Raw genomic sequence first — 22,092 nt, 5'->3', positions numbered from 1 at the left:
AGATCAGCCACCGCTGCGCACTCCTCACTCGAATTCGGGCCACCGGCTCGTGGTGGCCGCCTGGATCCAGCGAAATCCCCCGTAACGGGCGCGGCCAAGGCCCATGACGGCTCCTTGACGCCTGCTCCGCGCGCATTGATGCGTTCTTGATGCGCCCGATCGAGTGAACTGGCCGCCGTCGTTTTCGGGTGGTTTCGTGGTTCCGCACGGTTTGTACGTGGGTGACTTCACTCCGTGAGTTGGTTTCATCAATGCAACGATCTCGTTAACATTGCTAACAAAGGCGCGTGTGGCGCAAAGCACCCGAAACCCGGCAGCTGCGTCCCCGCGCGAGATCCACCAACACGAAGGAGAACACCGGCATGTGCGGCATCTCCGGCTGGATCGACTTCCAGCGCGACCTGACCCGCGAGCAGCCCACCATCGACAGGATGTGCGCGACCATGACCTGCCGCGGCCCGGACGCGGGCGGCACCTGGGTGCGCCCGCACGCCGCGCTCGGGCACCGGCGGCTGGCCATCATCGACCTGCCCGGCGGGGCGCAGCCGATGGAGGCCGCAACCCCAGACGGCGAGGTCGCGATCGTCTACAGCGGCGAGGCGTACAACTTCACCGAGCTGCGCGACGAACTGCGGCGCCGAGGCCACCGCTTCGACACCGACAGCGACACCGAGGTCGTGCTGCACGGCTACCTGGAGTGGGGCGCGCAGGTCGCCGAGCACCTGGGCGGCATGTTCGCCTTCGCCGTCTGGGACACCCGCACCGAGCAGCTGCTGCTGATCCGCGACCGGATGGGCATCAAGCCGCTGTACTACTACCCGACCGAGCAAGGCGTGCTGTTCGGCTCCGAGCCGAAGGCGATCCTGGCGAACCCGCTGGCCGAGAAGGCCGTCGACGCCGACGGGTTGCGGGAGCTGTTCGTGATGGTCAAGACGCCGCGGCAGGCGATGTGGTCCGGCATGCGCGAGGTCGAGCCCGGCACCATCGTCACCGTCGACCGCAAGGGCCTGCGCGAGCACACCTACTGGCGGCTGCAGGCCGTCGCGCACACCGACGATCAGAAGACCTCGGTAGCGCACGTGCGCGAGCTGCTGGACGACATCGTCAGGCGGCAGCTGATCTCCGACGTGCCGCGCTGCGTGCTGCTCTCCGGCGGCCTGGACTCCAGCACCATCACCGCGCTCGCCGGGCTCCAGCTGGCACGGAGTGGCGAGCAGGTGCGCAGCTTCGCGGTCGATTTCGTCGGCCAGACCGAGAACTTCGTGCCCGACGAGATGCGTGCCACGCCCGATACCCCGTACGTGCACGACGTCGCCGAGCACGTCGGCTCGCTGCACCAGGACATCGTGCTCGACCCGGACGCCCTGGCCGACCCCGCCGTGCGGCGTGCCACCGTGCAGGCCCGCGACCTCCCGCTGGGCCTGGGCGACCTGGACCAGTCGCTGTACCTGCTGTTCAAGGCGATCCGTGGGCACTCGACGGTGGCGCTGTCCGGCGAGTCCGCGGACGAGGTCTTCGGCGGCTACAAGTGGTTCCACGACCCGCAGGCGCAGCAGGCCGACACCTTCCCGTGGTTCGCCGCACGAGCGCAACCCGTCAGGCGGACGAACACACTGAGCCCGGACGTGGCGGCGGCGCTGGACCTGGAGTCCTATGTGGCCGATGCCTACCGCGAGGCCGTCAGCTCGGTCCCGGTGCTCGACGGGGAGAGCGACTTCGACCGCCGGATGCGGCAGATCTGCTACCTGCACCTGACCCGGTTCGTCCGCGTCCTGCTGGACCGCAAGGACCGGATGAGCATGGCGGTCGGCCTGGAGGTGCGGGTGCCGTTCTGCGACCACCGGCTCGTCGAGTACGTCTTCAACACGCCGTGGTCGCTGAAGACCTTCGACGGGCGGGAGAAGAGCCTGCTGCGCCACGCCACCGCCGACACCCTGCCGAAGTCCGTGGTGGAGCGGGTGAAGAGCCCGTACCCGTCCACGCAGGACCCGAAGTACGCGGCGGTGCTGCAGCGGCAGGTCGCGGACCTGGTCGCGGCGGGCGACCCGGCGCTGTCGCTGCTCGACGAGAAGTGGCTGCGCGAGGCGCTGGCGCAGGACCCGACCGGGATCGACCAGGCGGCCCGCTTCACCTTCGAACGGGCCCTCGACCTGTCGACCTGGTTCGACATCCACCACCCCACGGTCAAACTCTGACACCGAAACCCCGTTGCTCGTTCCCAGAAGGGGAGGGACCGAGCCCCGGAAGGACGCAATTCCTATATGGAAATCGGAGGTCCGATTTCCATTGAAATTGCGGAAACGGAACCGGGGTTCCGCGATACGGGACAACTCGTTCGGATCCTGGGCACCGAACCGGATCCGGAATGTCGCATCAGATCCCGGGTGTCGCGCCAGATCTCGAGTGTCACGCCAGATCTCGAGTGTCACGCCAGATCTCGAGCGTCACGCCAGATCTCGAGTGTCACGCCGGATCGCGGGAGGTGCGTCGGATTCGGGTTGTTGCGTCGGATTCGGGTGGGTGGATCAGGTCAAGGGTAGGAGGAGGCGGAAGGTGCTGCCTCCTTCGGCGTTGGCGTGCAGTTCCACCCGGCCGTTGTGGGCCTCGGCGATCGCCGTCGTGATCGCCAGGCCGAGGCCCGTTCCGCCGGCCTCGCGGTGGCGGCCGTCGTCGACCCGGTAGAAGCGGTCGAAGATCCGCGGCGCGTGCTCCGGTGGGATGCCCGGGCCGGTGTCGGCGACCGAGACGATCGTCACCGGTGTGCCCGCGGGCAGCTCCGCGCCCGCCGCGGCGAGGGCTCCTCCCCCGGCGGAACCCCGCGCGACCTCGACGGTGATCCGCGAGCCCGGCGGGGTGTGCATCAGGGCGTTGTTCACCAGGTTCGTCAGGACCTGGCGGAGGCGGGGGCTGTCACCGAGCACCCGCAGCGGCTTTTCCGGTTCCCGCAGCACGATCTCCCGCTCGGGGTCGCGCGCCCGCCCGTCGTGCACCACGTCCTGCACCAGCGGAGCCAGGCCCAGGTCGACCAGGTCGATGGTGCGTTCCCGGTCCAACCTGGCCAGTAGCAACAGGTCGTCGACCAGACCGCCCATCCGCACCGCCTCGGACTCGATGCGCCGCATCATCATCCGCACGTCCTCCGGACGGTGCTGGTCGCTGCGCCGGTACAGCTCCGCGAACCCCCGGATCGACGTCAACGGCGTGCGCAGCTCGTGCCCGGCGTCCGCGACGAACCGTCGCAGCCGGAGCTCTGATTGCTCGCGCTGCTGCAACGCGTCCACCAGCCGCCCGAGCATCGTGTTCAGGGCCGCGCCGAGCCGTCCGGTCTCGGTGCGCGGGTCCTGATCCGGCACACGTCGATCGAGCTGCCCGGCCGCGATGGCATCGGCGGTTTGCTCGATCCGGTTCAGCGGCCGCAGGCTGAGCCGCACCGTCAGCGCCGCCGCCACAGCCAGCACGAGCAGCACACCACCTGCGACCACCAGTTCGATGACGATCAGCTGGCGCACCGTCGCATCGACGTTGGCGAGCGACAGCGCGAGCACGGCATGCCGCCCGTCGGGCAGCGTGACCTCGCGCACCCGCCAGGCCGCGCCGCCAGCCTGATCGGGCACCGTCTTGATCTGCGGACCCCGCTCCGGGGTCCGCAGCACCGGCCCGCCCAGATCGCCCGAGGTCTGCCCGAGTACCCCGCCGACCTGCGCGCCGGCCGAGTCGAAGATCAGCACCCGGAATTCGGTGGGCAGGTCGCCTCGCCCGGGGCTTTCGGCCAGCCCGCCCCTGGGCGGTTCCGGCGGCGGCCGGAACCCGCGCTCCCACGGCCCGGACAGCTCCGCCAACCGGTCGTCGGTGCGCTCCAGCAGCGACCGGCTCAGCAGTGCGGTGCTGGTCACGCCCACCAGGAACAGACCGATCACCAGCGCCCCGACCAGCACTAGCACCAGCCGCCCGCGCAGTGTCCGGAACACGACCGTCATCGCTGCTCCGGAGGCAAGCGCAGCACGTAACCCACGCCGCGGATGGTGTGGATCAGCGACGGGGACACCGGGTCGACCTTGCGCCGCAGGTAGCTGATGTAGGACTCGACGATCCGGCTGTCCCCGCCGAACTCGTAGTTCCACACCCGGTCCAGGATCTGGACCTTGCTGACCACCTTCTCGGCGTTGATCAGCAGGTAGCGCAGCAGCTTGAACTCGGTCGGCGACAGGCTCACTAGCCGTCCCGCCCGGCGGACCTCGTAGGTCTCCTCGTCCAGTTCGAGGTCGTGGTAGCGCAGCCGCGAGTCGTTGACCTGCGCGGGCTGCACCCGGCGCAGGATCGCGCGCAGCCGCAGCACCACCTCGTCGAGGCTGAACGGCTTGGTGACGTAGTCGTCGCCACCGGCGGTCAGACCGGAGATGCGGTCCTCGACGGCGTCGCGCGCGGTCAGGAACAGCACCGGCACGGTGTTGCCGTTGGCCCGCAGCGCGGAGGCGACCGAGAACCCGTCCCGGTCCGGCAGCATCACGTCGAGCACCACGATGTCTGGCCGGAACTCCGCCGCGGCCCGCAGCGCGTCGGCGCCGGTTCCCGCGCCGTGCACCTCGAAGCCGCTGAGCCGCAGCGCTGCGGTGAGCAGCTCCAGGATGTTGGGCTCGTCGTCGACGACCAGCACGCGCGCACTGTTGGTATCCGCCACGCCGTCAAGCATCGCCCACCTCCCTGGGAGAAAGCTGGAAGGAACCTGGGAACCGGATTCGTACCCCGGAGATCACCGCCGCGCATCCCATCGCGTCGATGTTTCCGCAGCTGATCGCCCGTGAGTACGTTGGGCTGCTACCGCGACCACGGGCCCTGACCAGGCAGAATACGGGGCTGTCCGGGGTGGGTGCGCAGCCTGGGTGCGCACCCACGCCGCCTCACTTGCAGCTGTAGAGCTGCAGCGAGGTGTCCGCCGCACCGCCCCAGGAGGCCGGGTTGACGAGCGTGCAGTTCTGCTTCACCCACTGGTCGCGCTCCTGGCTGACCTGGCCGCCACGCCCCGGCATGCCACCGGGAGGCTGTGCACCCGCAGGCGGCTGGAAACCGTCCCCGCCCGGCTGAGCATCGCCGCCGCCCATACCCTCCCGGCCGCCCATACCGTCGTGGCGCTGCATGCCGCCCGGGCCGCCCACGCCGCCGAGCTGGACGTAGCCGAGCTGACCGGACCGCTTCCACTCCGCCAGCTGGGCCACCGACGGAGCCTCGTCGCTGCTGCTGAAACCGCCCATGCCGACGACCCTCAGGTCCGAGTTGATGATGTAGGACGACGCGGCCATCGAGCCGCCCTCGACCGCCAGCGGCACGTCGAGGTCACCTGCGTTGGCCCGGACGTAGTCGAGCATCTTCCGCTCCTCCTCGGTCAGCGATTCACCGCCCCTGCCGCCCATGAAAAGGACCGGCCCTTCCTCGGCGCTGCCCCGCTCGACCGAGTTCTGCGGCTGCTGCGCGCCGTACTGGCCCTGACCGTTCGGCGGCACCGCTCCCGGGAACCGCATGACGTAGCCCGGTCGGCGCATGCTCATCGCCGGGCCGGCCATCGGGTTCGCGCCGCCCATGCCGCTCTGGCCGCTGACCGCGCCGAGCGCCGACCACGCCGTCGGCACCACCAAAGCGGCGGCCAAGCCCAGCACCAGGCCGGTTCTGGCCAGCGCCGCCTTGCCGCGCCGACCGATCAGCAGCACGACCAGCGCGAGGACGCCCAACCCCACGGCCGCATACCCGGCCCACGCGTGCCAGCTCAGATCACGCGCGACGACGGCCATTGCCCACGCCACCGTGATCGCGACACCGACCGGAAGCAGCAGCCACGCCTTGCCCCGCGGTTCCCGGTACCAGCGCCAGAACCGGACCACCCCGGCCCCGGCCACGGCGCCGGCCGCGGGCGCGAGCAGCGTCGTGTAGTACGGGTGCATGGTGCCCTGCGCGTAGCTGAGCATCAGGCCGATGACCACCAGCCAACCGCCCCAGAGCACCCAGCCCGCGGCCTGCCCGCGGTCCAGCCCCCGGCCGCCGCGCCAATGCCGGACCCCGACGACCAGCATCGCGACCAGCACCAACGCGCACAGCGGCAGCAGCCAACTGATCTGACCGGCGAGCTGGTCGTTGAACAACCGCAGGACGCCCGACGAGCCGGAGAAACCGCCGCCCCCACGGCCCGGACCACCGGACGGCGGCTGGAAGCCGCCACCGCCGCCCAAATTTCGACCGGCGTTGCCGCCACCGCCGAAGATCCGGGCGAAACCGTTGTAGCCGAACACCAGATCCCAGGCGGAACCGTCCGTGCTGCCGCCGATGTACGGCTTCGGCGACGGCCACAGCGCGGTCGCCGCGACCCACCAGAACGAGCTGACCAGCACCACCACGGCTGCCACGCCGAGATCCAGCAACCGCCGCCCCCACCCGGCGCGACTGCCGACCAGGTAGGCCGCGATGAAGGCGGGCAGGACCATCCAGGCCTGCAGCATCTTGGTCAGGAAGCCGCAGCCGACCAGGAACGCCGCCAACGCGACCCAACCCGTGGCCTTGCGCGATTCGAAGGCCCGCGTCATCGCATAACCCGCCGCGACGACCAGCAGCACGAGCAGCGTGTCCGGGTTGTTGTCCCGGTTGATCATCACCGTGATCGGTGTCAGCGCCATCACCAGCGCCGCGAGCAGCGCGGCGTGCTCGCCCGCCCAGCGCCGAACCATGCGGTGCAGCAGGAAGACCGCCGCGACACCGGCCAGCACCTGCGGGAACAGCACTGCGAACTGGTTGAACCCGAACACCTTCACCGACAGAACCTGCGCCCACAGGGCCATTGGCGGCTTGTCGACGGTGACCACGCCGGCCGGGTCGAAGGAGCCGAAGAAGAAGTTCTCGAAGCTCTGCGACATCGACTTCACGGCCGCCGAGTAGTACGAGTTCCCCCAGGACCCGCCGATTCCCCAGCAGTACAGCACCCCGGCCAGCACGCAGATCGCCGCGAGCGAAAGCCATTGCCACGGCGCGGTCCCGCGACGCGGCTCCGCCTCCTCGACCCGGGCGTGCCGGGTCGTCGTATCAACCGACGTCATCCCTGTTCCTCTTCCTTGGACGGCACCTCGGGCCGGAACACCCAGGACCTGAGCAGCACGAACCGCAGCCCCGTCCCGACCACCGAAGACACCACGAGCACGAGAACTTCCAGCCACCGCGACGGATCCGGCTGCCAGGCGTGCAATCCGAGCAGCGCACCGGAGGTGACCACGTAGTAGAGGGCGAACACGACCAGCCCCTGCAGGTGCACCCGCCCGGAGGAGCTGGACTGGTTCAGGAAGGTGAACCGGCGGTTGGCCTCGGTGTTCCACAACGTGGTGACGGTCAACGCCACCAGGTTCGCCAGCAGCAGCGGCCACCACGAGCGCAGGACGGCGTACAGCACCGAGGTGATCACTGTGGATACCAGCCCGATCACGCCGAACGAAACCAGCTGCCACAGCAGGCCGTTCTCCCGCTTCGCCAGCACGGCCTGGGGGTGTACGGCTCGCGGCGCGGGCCTCTGCGGCAGCCCCGGGACCTTCGCCGCTCCGGTGATCTTGGCGCGCGCCACCCGGATCAGGCCTGCGATGTCGTCGGTGGCGGTCTTGACCACGTTGACCCGGGTGTCGACGTCTTCGACCCAGTCCACCGGGACCTCGTGCACCCGCAGGCCGTTGTGCTCGGCCAGCAGCAGCAGTTCGGTGTCGAAGAACCACGAATCGTCCTGCACGTGCTTCAGCAGCGGCTTCACCACATCCGTGCGCGCTGCCTTGAAACCGCACTGCGCGTCGGTGAACCGGGCACCGTGAGTCCAGCGGATCAACTTGTTGTAGCAGCGGGAGATCAGCTCCCGCTTGCGGCCGCGCACCGTGCGGGCGCCGGTCGCCAGCCGGGAACCGATGGCCAGATCCGAGTGCCCGTTGACCAGCGGGGCGACCAGCGGGAGCAGCGCGTCCAGACCGGTCGACAGGTCGACGTCCATGTACACCACGACATCCGCGTCGCTGTAACCCCACGCGGTGCGCAGCGCCAGCCCGCGACCTTTTCGGTCCAGGTGCAGCACCCGAACGTTGTCCATCGCGCCGGCCAGCTCGTGGGCGACTCCCGGCGTGCCGTCCGTGCTCGCGTTGTCGACCACCGTGATGGTCCACGAGAAGGGGAAGCCTTCGGCGAGGTGCTTGCCGAGCACTTCCAGGCATCCGGGCAGCGAACGTTCCTCGTTGTGAACCGGGATCACCACGTCGACCGTCGCGGTTCGGCTTGCCGCGCGGCGTGCTTGCGCGGCGACACCGAGCTGCGGCACGGCACTCATCTCCCACCACCTCACTTCCGGCCTGTTGCGGTGTCCATCAAGCCGGGGCGAGGTGCGAGGGCCGTGGGCGCCAGCTGGGAATTACCTGGGAGTCGTCCGCCTCCGCGCGTTTTCGCAGTTCAGCCGAGCAGAGCTCGGAGCGGATCACGATGTTCTCGGGGATTTCCCACGGTTTTCCCAGGCGCGCGGGCCAAAGTCGGACCCGTTCGGCGAACCGGCCGTGTGAGAGGAAATCGCGATGACAACCGAACGCCGGCGCCTACCGCGCCTGTTCCTCGGGCCACGAGACGACCCGGGGTGGGCCCGGCCGGCCCTGTGGGCGGTGCTCGCCTTGTCGGTGTTCCTCGGCACCTGGTCGCTGTCGATCAACGAGTGGGCCAACACCTACTACTCGGCGGCGGTGCTCGGCATGAGCCAGAGCTGGCACGCGTTCTTCTTCGGTGCACTGGACGCAGGTTCGTTCATCACCGTCGACAAGCCGCCGCTGGCGCTGTGGATCCAGGCACTTTCCGCCCGCGCGTTCGGCTTCAACACCTGGAGCCTCCTGCTGCCGCAGGCGCTGGCCGGGGTGCTGACGGTCTGGATCGTGCACCACGTGGTGCGCCGGAGCTTCGGCCACGTCGCCGCGACGGTCGCAGCGGTCGCGCTGGCCCTGACCCCGATCGCGGTGGTGATGTCCCGGCACAACAACCCGGACGCGCTGCTCGCGCTGCTGCTCGCCGTCGCGCTTTGGGCCACGTCGAACGCAATCCGATCCGGCAAACTGCTACCGCTGGTCTGGAGCGCCGTGGCCGTCGGTTCGGCCTGCAACACCAAGATGCTGCAGGCCGGATTCGTGGTGCCGGTGATCGCCGCGGTGTATTTGCTGGCGGCACCGCCGCGTTGGCCGCGCAAGCTGCTCAACCTCGGCGCAGCAGCGGGCGTGCTCGCGGTGGTGAGCTTGTCCTGGCTGACCATTGTGGACCTGGCCGCGCCGGGCTCCCGGCCGTACGTGGGAGGCAGCACGGACAACACGGTCTGGAACCTGCTGGTCGGCTACAACGGCTTCGGCCGCATCGAGGGCCAGGACCGGATTATGTCGCCGGGCATGGGAGGCGGTGGCGGGATGCACGTCTCCGGCGCAATGCCCGGTCTCGCCGCGGCTCCAGGCGGCGGGATGCCGGAAGGACCTGGGCTCATGATCGGCGGCCCGGGCGACGAAAACTGGTCGCGACTGGTCAGCAGCGAGGTCGCGCAGCAGATCGGCTGGCTTTACCCGCTAGCGCTGTTCGGCGCCGTGGCGGTGATCGTCGACCTGTGGCGTCGCCCGCGACGCGACGTCCAACGCGCGGATTTCCTGCTGTGGGCCGGAACTCTCGCCGTCACGGCCGTGGTGTTCACCTTCGCCTCCGGGATCTGGCACGCCTACTACACCGTTGCGCTCTCGGCACCGCTGGCGGCGGTGGTCGGCATGGGTGTGGCGAGCATGATGCGGTTGGCCCGGGATTCCGGGTGGTGGGGACTGCTGCTGCCTGCGGCCATCGCCACCACCGGGTTCTGGAGCGCCCATCTGCTGGGCCAGAACAGCGATTTCGTCCCGTGGCTGGCCCCGCTCGTCGTCGTGGAGACCGTGCTCGCGACCATCGCGATGACGATCCCGCTGCTGCTACCCCCGGTTCACCGACACCGACACCGCCGGTCGATCGCCGTGGCCGCACTGTTCGGCCTGGTCACCGTGCTGGCCGGTCCCACCGCGTACGCGCTGACGCCGCTGTCGACACCGGTCGCCGCGACGTTCCCGTCGGCCGGTCCCAGCGGCGGGCCCGGCGGGCCGCGAGACCGGTTCGGCGGCGGGCCCGGCAACGGCGGTTTCGCCGGTATGCCAACGAGGATGCGAGGCGACCCCGGGCAGCCCCGCTTCGCCGGTCAGGCGGAGATGCGGGAAGGCCCCGGCCGCGCCGAGAAGGTCAGCGCCGAGCTCACCCGCTACCTCGTCGAGCACCACCGGGACGAGACCTGGCTGGTCGCGGTGGTGGGTTCGATGGTCGCGGCACCGATCATCCTGGACACCGGCCAGCCGGTGATGGCCGTCGGCGGCTACAACGGCAACGACCCGACGCCGACGGTGGGCGAGCTGGAGGAATACGTCCGCAGCGGCGCGCTCCGCTACGTGTGGACCAGCGGGAGTTCCGGCGTCCAAGCCATTGGCGGCGAGGTGGACACCAAGGTCGTCGACGACTCGATGGCCTGGGTAGCGAACCACTGCACCGTCGTCGCGCCGGCGGAGTACGGCGGCGACGCCGACGCGAAAACCCACCTCTACGACTGTCAGTCCCCAACCCGCGCCAGTTGAGCTCCGCCATCTGCCGGTGGGATGGAACAGCGCGGTTCCACGTGCTCAGAGGTGGGCGTTGCGGGGCTTCGGCTGGCACACCGGGCAGGTGTAGGAAGAGCGGTTCATGAACGCGTCGCGCCGCACCGAGGCCCCGCACCGCAGACACGGGCACCCCGCCTGCCCGTACACCGCCAACGAGCGGTCGAAGTAACCGGACTCGCCGTTCACGTTGACGTACAAGGCGTCGAACGAGGTGCCGCCGACCTGCAACGCCTCCTGCATGACATCGGTGACGGCGCCGAACAGCTCGCGGATCTTGGGACGCGTCAAGGTCGCCGTGGGCCGCGCCCAGTGCAGCTTGGCCCGCCAGAGCGCCTCGTCCGCGTAGATGTTGCCGACCCCGGAAACCAGGCTCTGGTCGAGCAAGGCCCGCTTGATCCCGGTGCGCCGCGACCGCAACCGGGCGGCCACCGCGTCCACGTCGAAGACCTGCTCCAGCGGGTCGGGCGCGATGTGCGCCACCGGCTTCGGCAACGCGATCCCGTCCACCTCGACCAGATCGGCCAGGTGCAGGCCGCCGAAGGTGCGCTGGTCGACGAACCGCAGCTCCGGCCCGCCGTCGGCGAACCGCAACCGCACCCGCAGGTGCTGCTCGTCCTGGGCGTCGCCTGACTGCACGAGCAGCTGGCCGCTCATCCCCAGGTGCACCACCAGCGCTTCACCGCCGGAATCGGGCGAACCCGCCTCGTCACCGAGCTCCAGCCACAGGTACTTGCCGCGCCGCCGCGCCGCGCTCAGGCAACGCCCGGCGAGCCGACCTGCGAAATCATCCGGACCGGGCACGTGCCGACGCACCGCGCGCGGATGCAGGACCTCGACGCTGGACAACGTCCGACCGACCGCATGCTCGGCGACACCCCGCCGGACGACCTCGACCTCAGGCAACTCAGGCACGAAAACATCTTCGACCACCCGCGCCGAACCCCGGCGCGCGGCCCCCGCCTCCCCGCTCGCGCGGCCCGGCAGGCGGCGCTACTCGGAGGGCGTCTCGGCGTCTTCGGTGGTCTGCTGCTCGGACAGCTGCCGCCAGGCCGCCTCGGCGGCCTTCTGCTCGGCTTCCTTCTTGGTGCGACCGTCGCCGCGACCGTAGGTCAGACCGCCGACCGCCACGTAGGCGCTGAACTCCTTGCGGTGGTCCGGCCCCTGCTCCTCGACCCGGTACTCGGGCACGCCGAGCCCGGTCGACGCGGTCAGCTCCTGCAGGCTCGTCTTCCAGTCCAGCCCGGCACCGCGCTGCGGCGCCTCGGCCAGCAGCGGCTGGAACAGCCGGTACACCACATCGCGGGCGACGCCGATGCCCTTCGCCAGGTAAACCGCGCCGAGCACGGCTTCCAGACCGTCCGCGAGGATGCTCGCCTTGTCCCGGCCCCCCGTGAGCTCCTCGCCCCTGCCCAGCAGCAGGTACTCGCCCAGACCGCCCTCACCGAGCCCGCGGGCGACGCCGGCCAGCGCATGCATGTTGACCACGCTGGCGCGGAGCTTCGCGAGCTGCCCCTCGGGCAGGTCCGGGTGCTCGGTGTACAGGTGATCGGTGATCACCAGGCCGAGCACCGCGTCCCCGAGGAACTCCAGCCGCTCGTTCGGCGGCAGACCGCCGTTCTCGTAGGCGTACGAGCGGTGGGTGAGGGCAAGGGTGAGCAGCTCGGCGTCGAGCTCGACGCCGAGCGCCGCCAACAGCGGAGCCCGATCGACCTTCCGGGTCCGTGACTGCTTTCCCCCCACTACGCGGCCGCCGATCAAGCGGGCTGGACGACCTGGCGGCCGTCGTACTGGCCGCAGGCCGGGCAGACCACGTGCGGCAGCTTCTGCTCACGGCAGGCACGGTTGGAGCACTGCACCAGCGTCGGCGCCGAGGTCTTCCACTGCGACCGGCGGTGACGGGTGTTGGCCCGGGACATCTTGCGCTTCGGGACGGCCACGACTACTTCTCCTCCTCGGTCCCGCTGGGCCGCTCTTGCAGTGCGGCCCAGCGAGGATCAATGGTCTCATGCGTGTGAGTGGGGGCGAGTTCGGCCCACTTCACGCCGCACCCGGAGCACAGCCCCGGGCAGTCCGGCGAGCACAACGGCGCCGAGGGCAGCGACAGCAACATCGCGTCCCGCACCACCGGTTCGAGGTCGATCAGGTCGTCCACGACCCGCTCCACCTCGTAGTCATCGGTGCTGGCGTCCGTGGCGCTGTCCGGGTAGGCGAACAGCTCCCGCACCTCCACCTCGACCTCGTCGGAGATCGGGTCCAGGCAACAGACGCAATCGCCGGTCAAGGTGGCCGCGGCGGTGCCCGACACCAGCACGCCCTCCACCACCGACTCGGCCAGCAGGTCGAGCTCGACCGGCTCGCCCTCGGGCACCTTGATCATGTCCAGCCCGAACCCGGCCGGTGCCGGGGCACTGCGCGTGTAGGCGCGGCTACTGCCGGCCCGGTGGCCGATCTCCCGAGTGTCGATCACCCAAGGGCCGACGTGCGCGGTGCGCGCTGCATGGTTCTTAGACATCACAAGTTTCGGTGGTCAATTCAACAGGGCAGGTGGTGCGGCATCGGTGGATGAACAGCTGCGCATCATCCCAGCCAGCTTTTCCAGCGTACGCGACAGCTCTCGGCCCGCGACACCAGCCCCTCCGCGGCGAATCCGCTGCGGAGGACGGGAAAAGATCAGTTGGCGTCGGCGTTGTAGCCGGCGTTCCACTCCTCGTAGTCGAACGGCCTGGCAGGGCTTCTACCTGGGACGGAACGAGCCACGTGGGACAGATGTGGGACACACCGGTCTATGTACGCGCTGCGGCCCCCGTTCCTCCATCCGTGGAACGGGGGCCGCAGATGCAGCTCAGCGTTCGAGCTTGCCAGCCTTGATCGCCGTCAGGAAGTCGGCGAACCGCTCGGGCGTCACCGCGAGGGTGCCATAGGACCGGTCCTTGGTGTCACGCACACCAACGACCGCGGGCGCCACGCCAATCTCGACGCAGGCGTTTCCCCCACCGCTGTAGCTAGACTTGCGCCAAGAGACGCGAGAGAGATTCATAAGTTCTCGCCCTTCACTTATGTACGAGTTTCGAGATCAGGCGGGCGCTGTCCCGTTCACTCAGCGCCCGCTCTCGAAGCTCGCCGAAGAGCGTATCCAGCGCAGCCACGATTTCCAGATCGTCCACAAGGTGGCCCCCGACGGCGTACTCCTGGTATGCGGCGGGCGGCCAGGTCTCAGATGGAAAGTCGAGCAGCGCGAAACTGCCGGACAGCGACGCATGCAGGCCGTCGTCGAACGGCAAAATGTGGATCTCGATGTTGGGTCGTTCGCCCATTTCCAGCAGATGAGTCAGCTGCCTTGCCGAGACATCCTTGGTCTTCACACAGCGATGCAGCGCCGCCTCGGAGATCACAGCGATCTGCTCCAGCGGCTCTTCCGCGAATAGCCGCTTCTGCCGGGCCATGCGCAGCTCGACCTTGCGTTCAACCTCGGTAGGTTCGGTCATGTGCCGCGCGAGCACGGTCACGGCTCTCGCGTATTCCTCGGTCTGCAGCAGCCCTGGGATCAGCTCCAGCTCGAAGTTGCGGAGCCTCAGGGCGTCGGTCTCCATGCCGACGTAGTTGGAGAACCAGTTGGGCAGGCGGTAGGTCGACCACCAGCCGCGCTTCGAGGCTTCCTGCCGGATCTCCTCGTACACCGCTTGGTCCTGCGCGCTGATGTTGTAGTGGTTGAGCAGGACCATCAACTCGGGCTTGCTGGGCGCGTTCCGGCCGGTCTCGAAGTGACCGACCTTGCCCGTCGAGCAGCCGAGAAGCTTCGCGATCTCTTCCAGGCTCTCGCCTGCCTGCGTTCGGAGTTTCCGCAGTTCACGGCCCAGCGCCTTGCGCCGCATGATCGGACTTGCCATGCCCTGAACTGTAGCCCTTCAGGGTGGATAACTCGTTCGACGCTTCTTCGTTGTAGTTCTACGATATAGATTGATCTCAGTAGATCATCAATGGAGATCAGCGACGTAGATCTTCAAACCCCGGAGGTGGCCGAGATGCTCCTGGGACCTGTGTTCGCAGTGCCGAGACATCCAATGCACCACAGACCGCTGCGGCGGTTGCGTAGCCGCAGCATGTATGCCGCCCTGTCGCGACGAATCCATCCTTCGGCGCGCGGCGGTTCCGCGGGACCGGTGGCCAGCACGGTGCCGACCACCGGTCCCGCACCCTCGAAGGCGGCGGCCTGATGTACCGACCGCACCCGTTCAGTTGGCTTCCGGCCGACGGCGCCCGGCACGCGACCACCGACGAGCGACCTGCTGGCGGCTGGCCGGACGGCACGGAGATCACCGCCCTGTGTCGGCAACAGGTTCGCGCGAAGAACTCCGTCGAGGCGTGGCTCTGGGAAACCTGCCCGGGCTGCAACGCCGAGGCCCACCGGCTGGCGGGCATCCCGATGCCGGCTGCCCAAGGGAGGGGGGAGAAGTGAGCCACACCGAGGTCGATGAGCTGCTGGGCAAGCTACGCCGCCGAGGCGGTGTTCTCTACGTGTTCGGCCCGAAGACCGGCCCTCAGCTGGTCGCCCATGTGTTCCAGTGGCCGACCTGCGCCGACGTAGTGATCCTCCGCGGAGCGGACGACGCCACCGCCTACCGCACCCCGACGTTGGCTGACACCGACGTGTTCCGGCCCAAGGTCGTCTCCTGACACTACCACTCGCCGGCCGTGTGGACCTTGCGCGCGGTGCTCACGCTCCCACCGCCCGGCGACGCTGACGCCCCGATCGCGGTGCTGCACGCCCATCCGCTCTGCGGCCTACCTGCCGACATCGGCCGACCGATCACCATCCGCCCGACGTCGCTCGCCGGGCCACCCGCGCACGTCGCGCGGCCTGTTCTCCACCACCAGCCACACCATCAAGGAAGGGCTTGCGGATGATCACCGTGGGTATCGCAGTGGGGGTTGTTGCGGTCGTGCTCCTGTCCTGGTGGGGCTGCCGCTACTTCCTGGCTCGGCCACAGCACGGCGGGAGCGGCGAGGGCGCGCTCACGGTCGAGTACTTGGTCAAGCGGATCGACGCCGAGACTAGCGGCGGCCGGCACCAGCTCCGCGAACCGATCACAATCCTCGGGGACCTGGCCGACGCCTTGGCCGTCGAAGAAACCCGCCTCCTGCCGCTGGCCTCCACCGGCCTGCCGATCGGCGACCAAGTAGCGCTTGCCCGTCATCCGGGCGCGCTGCGGCGAGTCCTCGTCGGGCTGCAGAACCTGTAGACCCGGCTCGGTGTCGTGACTTCCCCGACCGGCACCGAGTCGCCCGGCGAGGGCGATGCGCCGCCCCTCGGTGCACCGCCCTCGCCGGTTCAGCTCCCGGCGCGCGACAGCCACCCGGCCGACTCGCTTCGTGGCTGGTGGGGATCGACGCACGGCACACCGCCGCAACCGATCCCGCGTGCGCCGGGAGTTTCTGGATGGCCGGGTCGGTGCATCCCCCGACGCACCGACCCGGCCGCCGCCACCAAAACCCCGAAAGGAAAGGCACGACGTCATGTCAGATGATCAGTCCGTTGAGGACGTCCCGACCGGGTATTGGGCAGCATTCGGCTACCACAACCACGTCCTGCCCACCGACATGCCGCCACGCAAGGACGGCAAGCACACCACCGTATGCGGCGCGCTCACCCCACCCGCCGAAGTGTCCGAAAGGGACGATCGGCCGGTGTGCTCGTGGTGCTCCGAACAGGTCCGCACCGGACGGATTCAGATTGTTCCCAGACCGGACACGGCGTGAAAGAAGGGAGCTGGCCGCGTGCTTCCCGAAGGAAACGGGAGCACTCGGCCAGCAGTGGGAGAAGGTGACCCGTTACGGGTTGTCCTTCTCCAAAGGGCGCGGGGGTTTGCCCTCCTGCTCCTCGGCTGCCCAGTCACCGAACACCGGCGGAGCGAACTTCGGCAGCCCGAGCTCTTTCCACGCCTCGTCGGTGGGCTCCAGGTACTTGTTGGTGTGCTCTTTGTCCTCGTCCTCACGCTTACCGCGCACTACGGAGCCTCCACCAGCAGCGACACCGCTTGCGCCGCCGCGGCCACCCGCCCCGCTGGAGCTGCTGCTGGATGTCGAGCCACCAGAGGAACCGCCCGACCCAAACCCGCGGCTGCCTCCGCCGCCACCTGTGCCCCGTCCGGAGCCAAGACCGCCTGTACCGCCGCCGACCCGGCCGCCCGCACCGGTACCCGGTCCGCTCGTGCTGCCAGGCGGAATCAACGCACCGCCAACGAACCCACCCCCGACACCAGGACCTGACGTCGGCGCCCCGACAGTCGGTCCAGGTGTCACGCCAGCCGCAGGCGGGGTCGCCCACGCCGAGCCCGACTCGGCCGGCGCCTGCGAATCAGGGCTCACCGACGGCTGCCCACCCGGCGCCGCCGAACCCGTGGTGCCCACGGATCCCGGCGACGTCCGCGCCGAACCGGTGCCGGTTCCGGTAGTGCTGGTGTAGCCGGTGCTCGGGTCGACCTTGTTCACAGGCGCGGTCGACGCTGGCGCGACGTCGGCGGTGAACGTCGGCGGTGGATCGAACCGCTGGACCGTGTTGGCCCGGTCGTTGCTGGCCTGGGTGTAGGACTCGTACTGCTCGCGCGCCTGGGCATCGACCTGGTCGTGCTTTTCCTCGTATGCCGCCCGTACCCCGGTTCTCGCACCGTAGGCGATCGGGTTGACGTAGTCGCCCCAGCCGATGTCGATCTGCGGCACCTGATACGGCGGCGGGAAGGCGTTCTTGAAGTCCGCCGAGCTCTGGGCCTGCTGCTCGACCGCGGACCCGACCTGGGCGGCCACCTCGATCGACTGGCGGGTCGCCTGTGACAACGGCGTCACCGCGTCCTTGGCCTGCTCAGCGGCGGCGCCCTGCAGGACCACGTCGAACTTCTTCAACACCCGATCCAGGTCCCCGTCGGCGTCGCCGAACGCGGTGCTCACTCGGTCCCGCCAGTTCGCCGCCGCCCGCGATGCCGCACTCACCCCCGGCCCGGACTCGACCTCGCCGTAGATCTTGGGGTGGTCAAACTCCGCCTGCGCCCGCCCCGGCACCTCTCGGGTGCCGAACAAACAGCCGAACAGTTCCATGATCCCCTCAGCCCCCCATCTCAGGCTGGAGGAATGTTCTCCAGCACCATGCCCGCGATCTTGTCTGACATCGCACACGGATCCGCATACTCCGGGTTGCGGCTACCCTCGCTGCCGGTCTGGAAATAAACCAGGAACAAGTCCTTGTCCGAAGTTCCGACATAGGTACCGCACGAACCCCTGCTCACGCCGTAGCGCACACCTGGGTAGCCATTGACGTTGGCGTTCGGTTTGCCGTTGTCGCCAGCCGTCTTCGCCATCCAGCGCAGTCCTTGGCCTTGAACGGTGTCGGGCGAAATGTCGATCCGCAGCTCCTGGTTCCGCCACGTACAAGACGTCTGGCCCCACTCAGACTGTCCAGGCGCAGGTGTTCCAGCCTTGAGTTGCTGGACCTGGGTCGACGTCAGCAGCTGGCACGGGTCAGCTACTGCCTTGAGGTTCTTGGGCTTGTCGATGTGCAACGGGTCGCTGGCCGCTGCAGTTGTCTCACCTCCCGTACTCGGTTCTGGTTCGCCGCCGGTGGTTGGGGAGCAGCCGGCCAAGCCAAGGAGCAGCACACTCGCTGTCACTGCGAGGGTGGTGCGCGTGGTGTGCACGGTCATGCCATCCGGTTCTCTTCGTCGATGCGCTTGTGCTCGTCGATCGTCTTCTGGATCGCGGCTTTGAAGTCGTCGATCCACTGGATCATGCCTTGCGCAGTGTCATAGAGGCAGCCCTCACCGCCTTGAGCGCGTTCGCCGAGCTTCTTGAAGACCTCGACGGTCACATCGTCTGCGAACGGCGGCATGATGTTCCCAAGTTCTGCTGCCGTCTTCCGTGCTTCCTCGTACTTGGCGCGCACACCGTCGAGTTCGGCGAGGAGCTCGGGTGCGCGGTCGAGGTCGACGTAGAACGTCTGGCGGCCGTTGACGCTTACCGGCTCACTCACTACTTGCCCTCCCCTTTACCGATCTTGCGGCCCCGGTCGAGATCCTGGCACAAACCACCGAGACCGGGGCCAAAGTCGAGTAGAACTACCCAAATCGCCACGCGTCGAGGACCTGCAAGCGGAGCTCGTCGCGATAGGTACGCAACGCGGTGGCCAGCGTCTTGTTGCTGGCCGGGGTGAGCAGGGTCTGCTCACCACGCGGCGGCTGCGGAATCTGCGCTACCCGCCCCGTGGGGTTGTGGTGCACCGTGATCGCCCACGGCGCGAGACGAGCGGTGCCGCCGGGTTCGCGGACTCCGACGTTGAACTGCCCGGTCACCCGATCACCGAGCTTCGACAACGCACCGACCATCTTGGCGTCCTCGGTCGGGATGCCCGCTTGGCCGAGTTCGTAGGCAATCCAGTCGCCCTGGTCGGCTTGGTGGTCTTCCGCTTCCATCCCAGCCGCTCGCAGCACCGCGGTCGGCAGCTGCACCCGCCGCCCTGACGCTGGGCTGACGTCGCGCAGACAGGCCACCAACACCTGCTCGGCAGCATTCGGGCCGACTTCGTCGATCCACACCCGGTCGCCGCGCAGGATCAGGCGAAACGCCAGATGGTTGACCGCAACCATCGCCCGGGTCTCGGGCTTTTCAGGTTCGGTGAGGTAGAGGTAGGCGAAGGACTGGCCGTAGACCAGCGCAGAGACGATCTCGTACCACTGATCGTTCAACCTTCCGGATCGCTCGATCCAGCCCTTGGCCCGCGCGCTGTCTGCGGCGGCCTCCAGCGCGGCACGCGGGTCGTCGGGCTGGTCGAGTCCGCTGTTGCGGGCGATCACGAACGTCGGCAAGCCGAACTTGCGCTGCGCCTCCGTTGCCGAGACCAGGCCAGCTTCGTGACGGGCCTTCTCGTGGCGCACAATGGCGCCGAACTCCCAGAAACTGCACTCCACCCAAACCCCTGCGCGTTCCACATTGGACTTTTCGGGCCGATTGGCCGCACGGCAGCATATCGATACCGGGCGCGGAGCATGTCGGAAGCTGGACCAGCGATGGCGCTCTCACTCGAATGGTCGAGTCAACGCATTCCGGCTGCTACGGTCACCAGAACACGAGAAGGCGGCAGATTTGTGTGGCAGTTCATACGGAGGGTGCGGACAGGTCGCCGCACTGGTGGCCGTCCGGTGGTTCGCTGGTTTCGGCGAGGAGCCTTCGGCGAGCCAGCCTGCCGCACAGACAACAACCTCGGAGGGGGCACGATAGCCAGTGACAGGATTTGGTGTCAGCCGCGAAGATCTCGCTGCGGTAGGGAAATCATTCCAGGCAGTGGTAGGGCCGCTTGAGGACAAGGCCAACGACGTGGCCAATAGTCCCGTATCTGGGGGAAACGTGGGGGAACCATTCCATTATGCGGGTGAGCAGTACCGCAAGTTCGTGAGCGACATGAGTAAAAGCGTTCACGATTACGCGTTGCGCGTCGCGGGGATTGCGAACGCCCTGGGGGCCTCCGCGGACACGTACGGCTCGGTCGATGCGGACAACGCTCGTAACGTCGGCTCCATTAAGACTGGGGATTGAGCATGAGCGAGTGGGACGAAGTCAAAAAGGGAATCGAGTTTCTGGGGCGCCTTAATCCGGTGACCGCGCAGCGGGAAGCCGGGGAATTGGCAGCGAGAACCGCGCCTTCGATCAAGGACTACATGCTGCAGGGCAAGGCGGCAAAGCAAGCCGTCGAGGGCGCCAAAGGCGAGCTGGCGCAGATGGCCAGCGCCGGGGCGAGCCGGTCCGACGAGCTGCTGGACGTCGGGCTTGCCGGGCTGCGTTTCTTTGATGACTACCTTCCGCTCTACAACGACTGGAAGGGCGCCGGACTCGATCTCGAACGCGACATCTACGGCAAGTACCGCAGGCTCTACGGCATCGACTTCGCCGCCTTCCGCCACGATATCGGCACCATCCACTGCGCCTACGGCGCGATGCAGAACACCTACGCCGAGGTGGATACGGAGTTCCGCGCCTTGGTAGCGAACTGGAGCGGCGAGGCCGCTGTGGCCACGACGAACCACATCTCGAAGTTCCTGGAAGCCGGCCACACCTTTCAGGAAGGCGTCAACACGTTCGGCCGCAATGTCGAACACCACGCGACCGCGATGGAAACCATCGTCCGGCTCTGTGCCCAGTCCGCTCTTGAGCTGTTCAGCGTGGACTGCGCCGGCCAAGTCCCGCCCTCGATCCAGCAGTACATCAAGATGGCACGACACCAATCCGGCGTCGCCCTGAACGACGCCGTCGGCACCGTCGTGGATGAATTTGGCGACCTGATCAAGGCAGGAGCTTCCATCATCCCGCAGGCCGGGGATCGCGTGGGTGCTGCAGTAGATGTGCTCAAGGAAGCAGCCGACCAGGCGAAAAAGCTGCTGAACAACGAGTTCATTCCCGCCTTCGAGTCGAAGCTGAACAAGTTCAACGAGATCGTGTGCGCCAAGACCGAGGATGACATACGGAGCCTGTGGGACGAGTTCATCGCCGCAGCAGAATGCGTTCCCAACAACCCGTTCGCGGGCGTTCCACCACTGTTTTCAGCCTGACTACATCGCAAGTATTTCCTGAAGCTAACGCGGAACAGAGGTGAAACATCATGGGCTCCTACGAGTCCCGCGCGGCACTCATCGTGAACACCGCGCATGAACGAGCCACCAGACTCGCCGCCGAACTACGGGACGAAGAACAGGCTTATCGCGACGCGACAGTTCGTGATTCAGAAGAGCTGGAGCAGAGCCTGACACGCGCCGCCGAACGCCAAAACCAGCCAGAACAGCCACGAGAAACGACGCAAACAAGCCACGACCGCACCCCCTCGTGGGCAGACGACGATCTCTCCAACGAAACGTGGCTGGAGGACGTCGATGACTAACCAGGGATACCCACACCCGGGCCAGCCAGGAGGATTTCCAGGCTCCCCACCGCCAGGCGAGGCTGCCCGACGCCCCGCGGTGCTGGAGCTCGCAGCCGGAGCATGGGCAACCGTCGCGGTGCTCTACTGGCTGCTCGCGGTGGCCGCCTCCGAAGGGACGCTTGTCGCAAGCCTGATCTTCGGTGTTGTTATCGCGGGGATCCTCGTGTTCGGCTGCTGGAAAGTCCGCTCGGGGTCCAACGGCTGGCGGGTGTTCTTCACCATCATCTCCGGCTGCTACGCCATCCTGGTCCCTTTCGGTTTGCTCGACCCAGAATGGGGCATCGGACTCAAGGCATTCAGCGTGCTCGTCGGCGTCCTGGGCATCACGGGCATCGTGTGCTCCTGGCTTCCCGCCTCGAACCGCTACTTCCATGACGCAGCAGAGCACCGGCGTGCGGTCAAGGCCCAGCAGTTCGCGGAGTTCGTTCGCAACAACCCACCACCCTAATT

Annotated in this window: 24 protein-coding genes; 10 read left to right on the top strand and 14 right to left on the bottom strand. The window is 68.1% G+C overall.

The features are described from left to right. Positions 1-362: 362 nt before the first annotated feature. Positions 363-2,195, top strand: a complete 1,833-nt coding sequence (gene asnB, locus DL519_RS37495) for an asparagine synthase (glutamine-hydrolyzing) (protein ID WP_190824453.1) — start codon at positions 363-365, stop codon at positions 2,193-2,195. A 330-nt stretch (positions 2,196-2,525) separates the two neighbouring features. Here asnB and DL519_RS37490 read toward each other — a convergent pair whose 3' ends face one another. The 4 genes from DL519_RS37490 to DL519_RS37475 all read right to left on the bottom strand — a co-directional run bounded on the left by DL519_RS37490 (position 2,526) and on the right by DL519_RS37475 (position 8,332). Further along, positions 2,526-3,977 (bottom strand): sensor histidine kinase, encoded by a 1,452-nt coding sequence (locus tag DL519_RS37490; RefSeq protein WP_190821890.1) that lies wholly within the window; start codon positions 3,975-3,977, stop codon positions 2,526-2,528. Then, complete coding sequence (locus DL519_RS37485; protein ID WP_190821888.1) at positions 3,974-4,690, bottom strand: response regulator transcription factor; 717 nt, start codon at positions 4,688-4,690, stop codon at positions 3,974-3,976. Before DL519_RS37485 ends, DL519_RS37490 begins: the two co-directional genes overlap by 4 nt. A 208-nt stretch (positions 4,691-4,898) precedes the next feature. Then, the gene (locus DL519_RS37480; RefSeq protein ID WP_190821887.1) at positions 4,899-7,076 is read right to left on the bottom strand and encodes an ArnT family glycosyltransferase; all 2,178 of its coding nucleotides are present in this window, start codon (positions 7,074-7,076) and stop codon (positions 4,899-4,901) included. After that, complete coding sequence (locus DL519_RS37475; protein WP_190821886.1) at positions 7,073-8,332, bottom strand: bifunctional glycosyltransferase family 2/GtrA family protein; 1,260 nt, start codon at positions 8,330-8,332, stop codon at positions 7,073-7,075. Before DL519_RS37475 ends, DL519_RS37480 begins: the two co-directional genes overlap by 4 nt. Before the next feature lie 238 nt (positions 8,333-8,570). Here DL519_RS37475 and DL519_RS37470 point away from each other — a divergent pair, with 238 nt between their 5' ends. Continuing rightward, positions 8,571-10,664, top strand: a complete 2,094-nt coding sequence (locus DL519_RS37470; protein WP_190821885.1) for an ArnT family glycosyltransferase — start codon at positions 8,571-8,573, stop codon at positions 10,662-10,664. A 45-nt stretch (positions 10,665-10,709) separates the two neighbouring features. On the opposite strand, the gene mutM is transcribed toward DL519_RS37470, so the two are convergent. The 6 genes from mutM to DL519_RS37440 form a co-directional block, all read right to left on the bottom strand. Continuing rightward, positions 10,710-11,600 carry a bifunctional DNA-formamidopyrimidine glycosylase/DNA-(apurinic or apyrimidinic site) lyase gene (mutM, locus tag DL519_RS37465; RefSeq protein WP_190821884.1) on the bottom strand — a complete coding sequence of 297 codons (891 nt, stop codon included), beginning with the start codon at positions 11,598-11,600 and terminating at the stop codon, positions 10,710-10,712. Between the two features lie 78 nt (positions 11,601-11,678). Then, the gene (gene rnc, locus DL519_RS37460) at positions 11,679-12,428 is read right to left on the bottom strand and encodes a ribonuclease III (protein ID WP_190824452.1); all 750 of its coding nucleotides are present in this window, start codon (positions 12,426-12,428) and stop codon (positions 11,679-11,681) included. 14 nt (positions 12,429-12,442) lie between these two features. After that, on the bottom strand, positions 12,443-12,625 hold the full coding sequence (gene rpmF, locus DL519_RS37455) for a 50S ribosomal protein L32 (RefSeq protein WP_010305807.1): 183 nt from the start codon (positions 12,623-12,625) through the stop codon (positions 12,443-12,445). Between the two features lie 2 nt (positions 12,626-12,627). Beyond that, positions 12,628-13,200 (bottom strand): YceD family protein, encoded by a 573-nt coding sequence (locus DL519_RS37450; protein ID WP_190821883.1) that lies wholly within the window; start codon positions 13,198-13,200, stop codon positions 12,628-12,630. 330 nt (positions 13,201-13,530) lie between these two features. Further along, positions 13,531-13,725: a DUF397 domain-containing protein gene (locus DL519_RS37445; RefSeq protein ID WP_190821882.1), complete on the bottom strand. Its 195-nt coding sequence runs from the start codon at positions 13,723-13,725 to the stop codon at positions 13,531-13,533. Positions 13,726-13,738: 13 nt separating this feature from the next. After that, positions 13,739-14,560 carry a helix-turn-helix domain-containing protein gene (locus DL519_RS37440; protein ID WP_190821881.1) on the bottom strand — a complete coding sequence of 274 codons (822 nt, stop codon included), beginning with the start codon at positions 14,558-14,560 and terminating at the stop codon, positions 13,739-13,741. Between the two features lie 341 nt (positions 14,561-14,901). Between DL519_RS37440 and DL519_RS37435 the strand changes: the two genes are divergently transcribed. The 4 genes from DL519_RS37435 to DL519_RS37420 all read left to right on the top strand — a co-directional run bounded on the left by DL519_RS37435 (position 14,902) and on the right by DL519_RS37420 (position 16,445). Then, a complete protein-coding gene (locus DL519_RS37435) occupies positions 14,902-15,144 on the top strand; it encodes a zinc finger protein (RefSeq protein WP_223840000.1) in 243 nt (80 codons plus the stop codon). Further along, positions 15,141-15,362, top strand: coding sequence for a hypothetical protein (locus tag DL519_RS47780; protein WP_223839999.1), 222 nt, complete (start codon positions 15,141-15,143; stop codon positions 15,360-15,362). The genes DL519_RS37435 and DL519_RS47780 overlap by 4 nt, the downstream gene beginning before the upstream one ends. 227 nt (positions 15,363-15,589) lie before the next feature. After that, positions 15,590-15,928 (top strand): hypothetical protein, encoded by a 339-nt coding sequence (locus DL519_RS37425; protein ID WP_190821880.1) that lies wholly within the window; start codon positions 15,590-15,592, stop codon positions 15,926-15,928. A gap of 274 nt (positions 15,929-16,202) precedes the next feature. After that, positions 16,203-16,445 (top strand): hypothetical protein, encoded by a 243-nt coding sequence (locus DL519_RS37420; RefSeq protein ID WP_190821879.1) that lies wholly within the window; start codon positions 16,203-16,205, stop codon positions 16,443-16,445. Positions 16,446-16,517: 72 nt separating this feature from the next. On the opposite strand, the gene DL519_RS37415 is transcribed toward DL519_RS37420, so the two are convergent. From DL519_RS37415 to DL519_RS37400, 4 genes are all read right to left on the bottom strand, one after another. Next, a complete protein-coding gene (locus tag DL519_RS37415) occupies positions 16,518-17,777 on the bottom strand; it encodes a PPE domain-containing protein (protein WP_190821878.1) in 1,260 nt (419 codons plus the stop codon). 20 nt (positions 17,778-17,797) lie between these two features. Further along, positions 17,798-18,379: a DUF3558 domain-containing protein gene (locus DL519_RS37410; RefSeq protein WP_190821877.1), complete on the bottom strand. Its 582-nt coding sequence runs from the start codon at positions 18,377-18,379 to the stop codon at positions 17,798-17,800. Next, entirely contained in the window at positions 18,376-18,705 is a 330-nt protein-coding gene (locus DL519_RS37405; RefSeq protein ID WP_190821875.1) for a hypothetical protein, read from the bottom strand. Before DL519_RS37405 ends, DL519_RS37410 begins: the two co-directional genes overlap by 4 nt. 85 nt (positions 18,706-18,790) lie before the next feature. Further along, a complete protein-coding gene (locus DL519_RS37400; RefSeq protein ID WP_190821873.1) occupies positions 18,791-19,639 on the bottom strand; it encodes an ESX secretion-associated protein EspG in 849 nt (282 codons plus the stop codon). A gap of 313 nt (positions 19,640-19,952) precedes the next feature. On the opposite strand from DL519_RS37400, the gene DL519_RS37395 reads away from it, so the two are divergent. The 4 genes from DL519_RS37395 to DL519_RS37380 are packed head-to-tail and all read left to right on the top strand — an operon-like array spanning position 19,953 to position 22,090. After that, the gene (locus DL519_RS37395) at positions 19,953-20,264 is read left to right on the top strand and encodes a WXG100 family type VII secretion target (RefSeq protein WP_190821872.1); all 312 of its coding nucleotides are present in this window, start codon (positions 19,953-19,955) and stop codon (positions 20,262-20,264) included. A gap of 2 nt (positions 20,265-20,266) precedes the next feature. Beyond that, positions 20,267-21,274, top strand: a complete 1,008-nt coding sequence (locus DL519_RS37390; RefSeq protein ID WP_190821870.1) for a WXG100 family type VII secretion target — start codon at positions 20,267-20,269, stop codon at positions 21,272-21,274. 50 nt (positions 21,275-21,324) lie between these two features. Then, entirely contained in the window at positions 21,325-21,600 is a 276-nt protein-coding gene (locus DL519_RS37385) for a hypothetical protein (RefSeq protein ID WP_190821868.1), read from the top strand. Next, positions 21,593-22,090: a hypothetical protein gene (locus DL519_RS37380; RefSeq protein WP_190821866.1), complete on the top strand. Its 498-nt coding sequence runs from the start codon at positions 21,593-21,595 to the stop codon at positions 22,088-22,090. Before DL519_RS37385 ends, DL519_RS37380 begins: the two co-directional genes overlap by 8 nt. Positions 22,091-22,092: the final 2 nt, after the last annotated feature.

The organism is Saccharopolyspora pogona (assembly GCF_014697215.1).
GTDB classification, from domain to species: domain Bacteria; phylum Actinomycetota; class Actinomycetes; order Mycobacteriales; family Pseudonocardiaceae; genus Saccharopolyspora; species Saccharopolyspora hattusasensis.
Note: the sequence above shows the minus strand (reverse complement) of the source record. Positions and strands in the feature narration are given on the sequence as shown.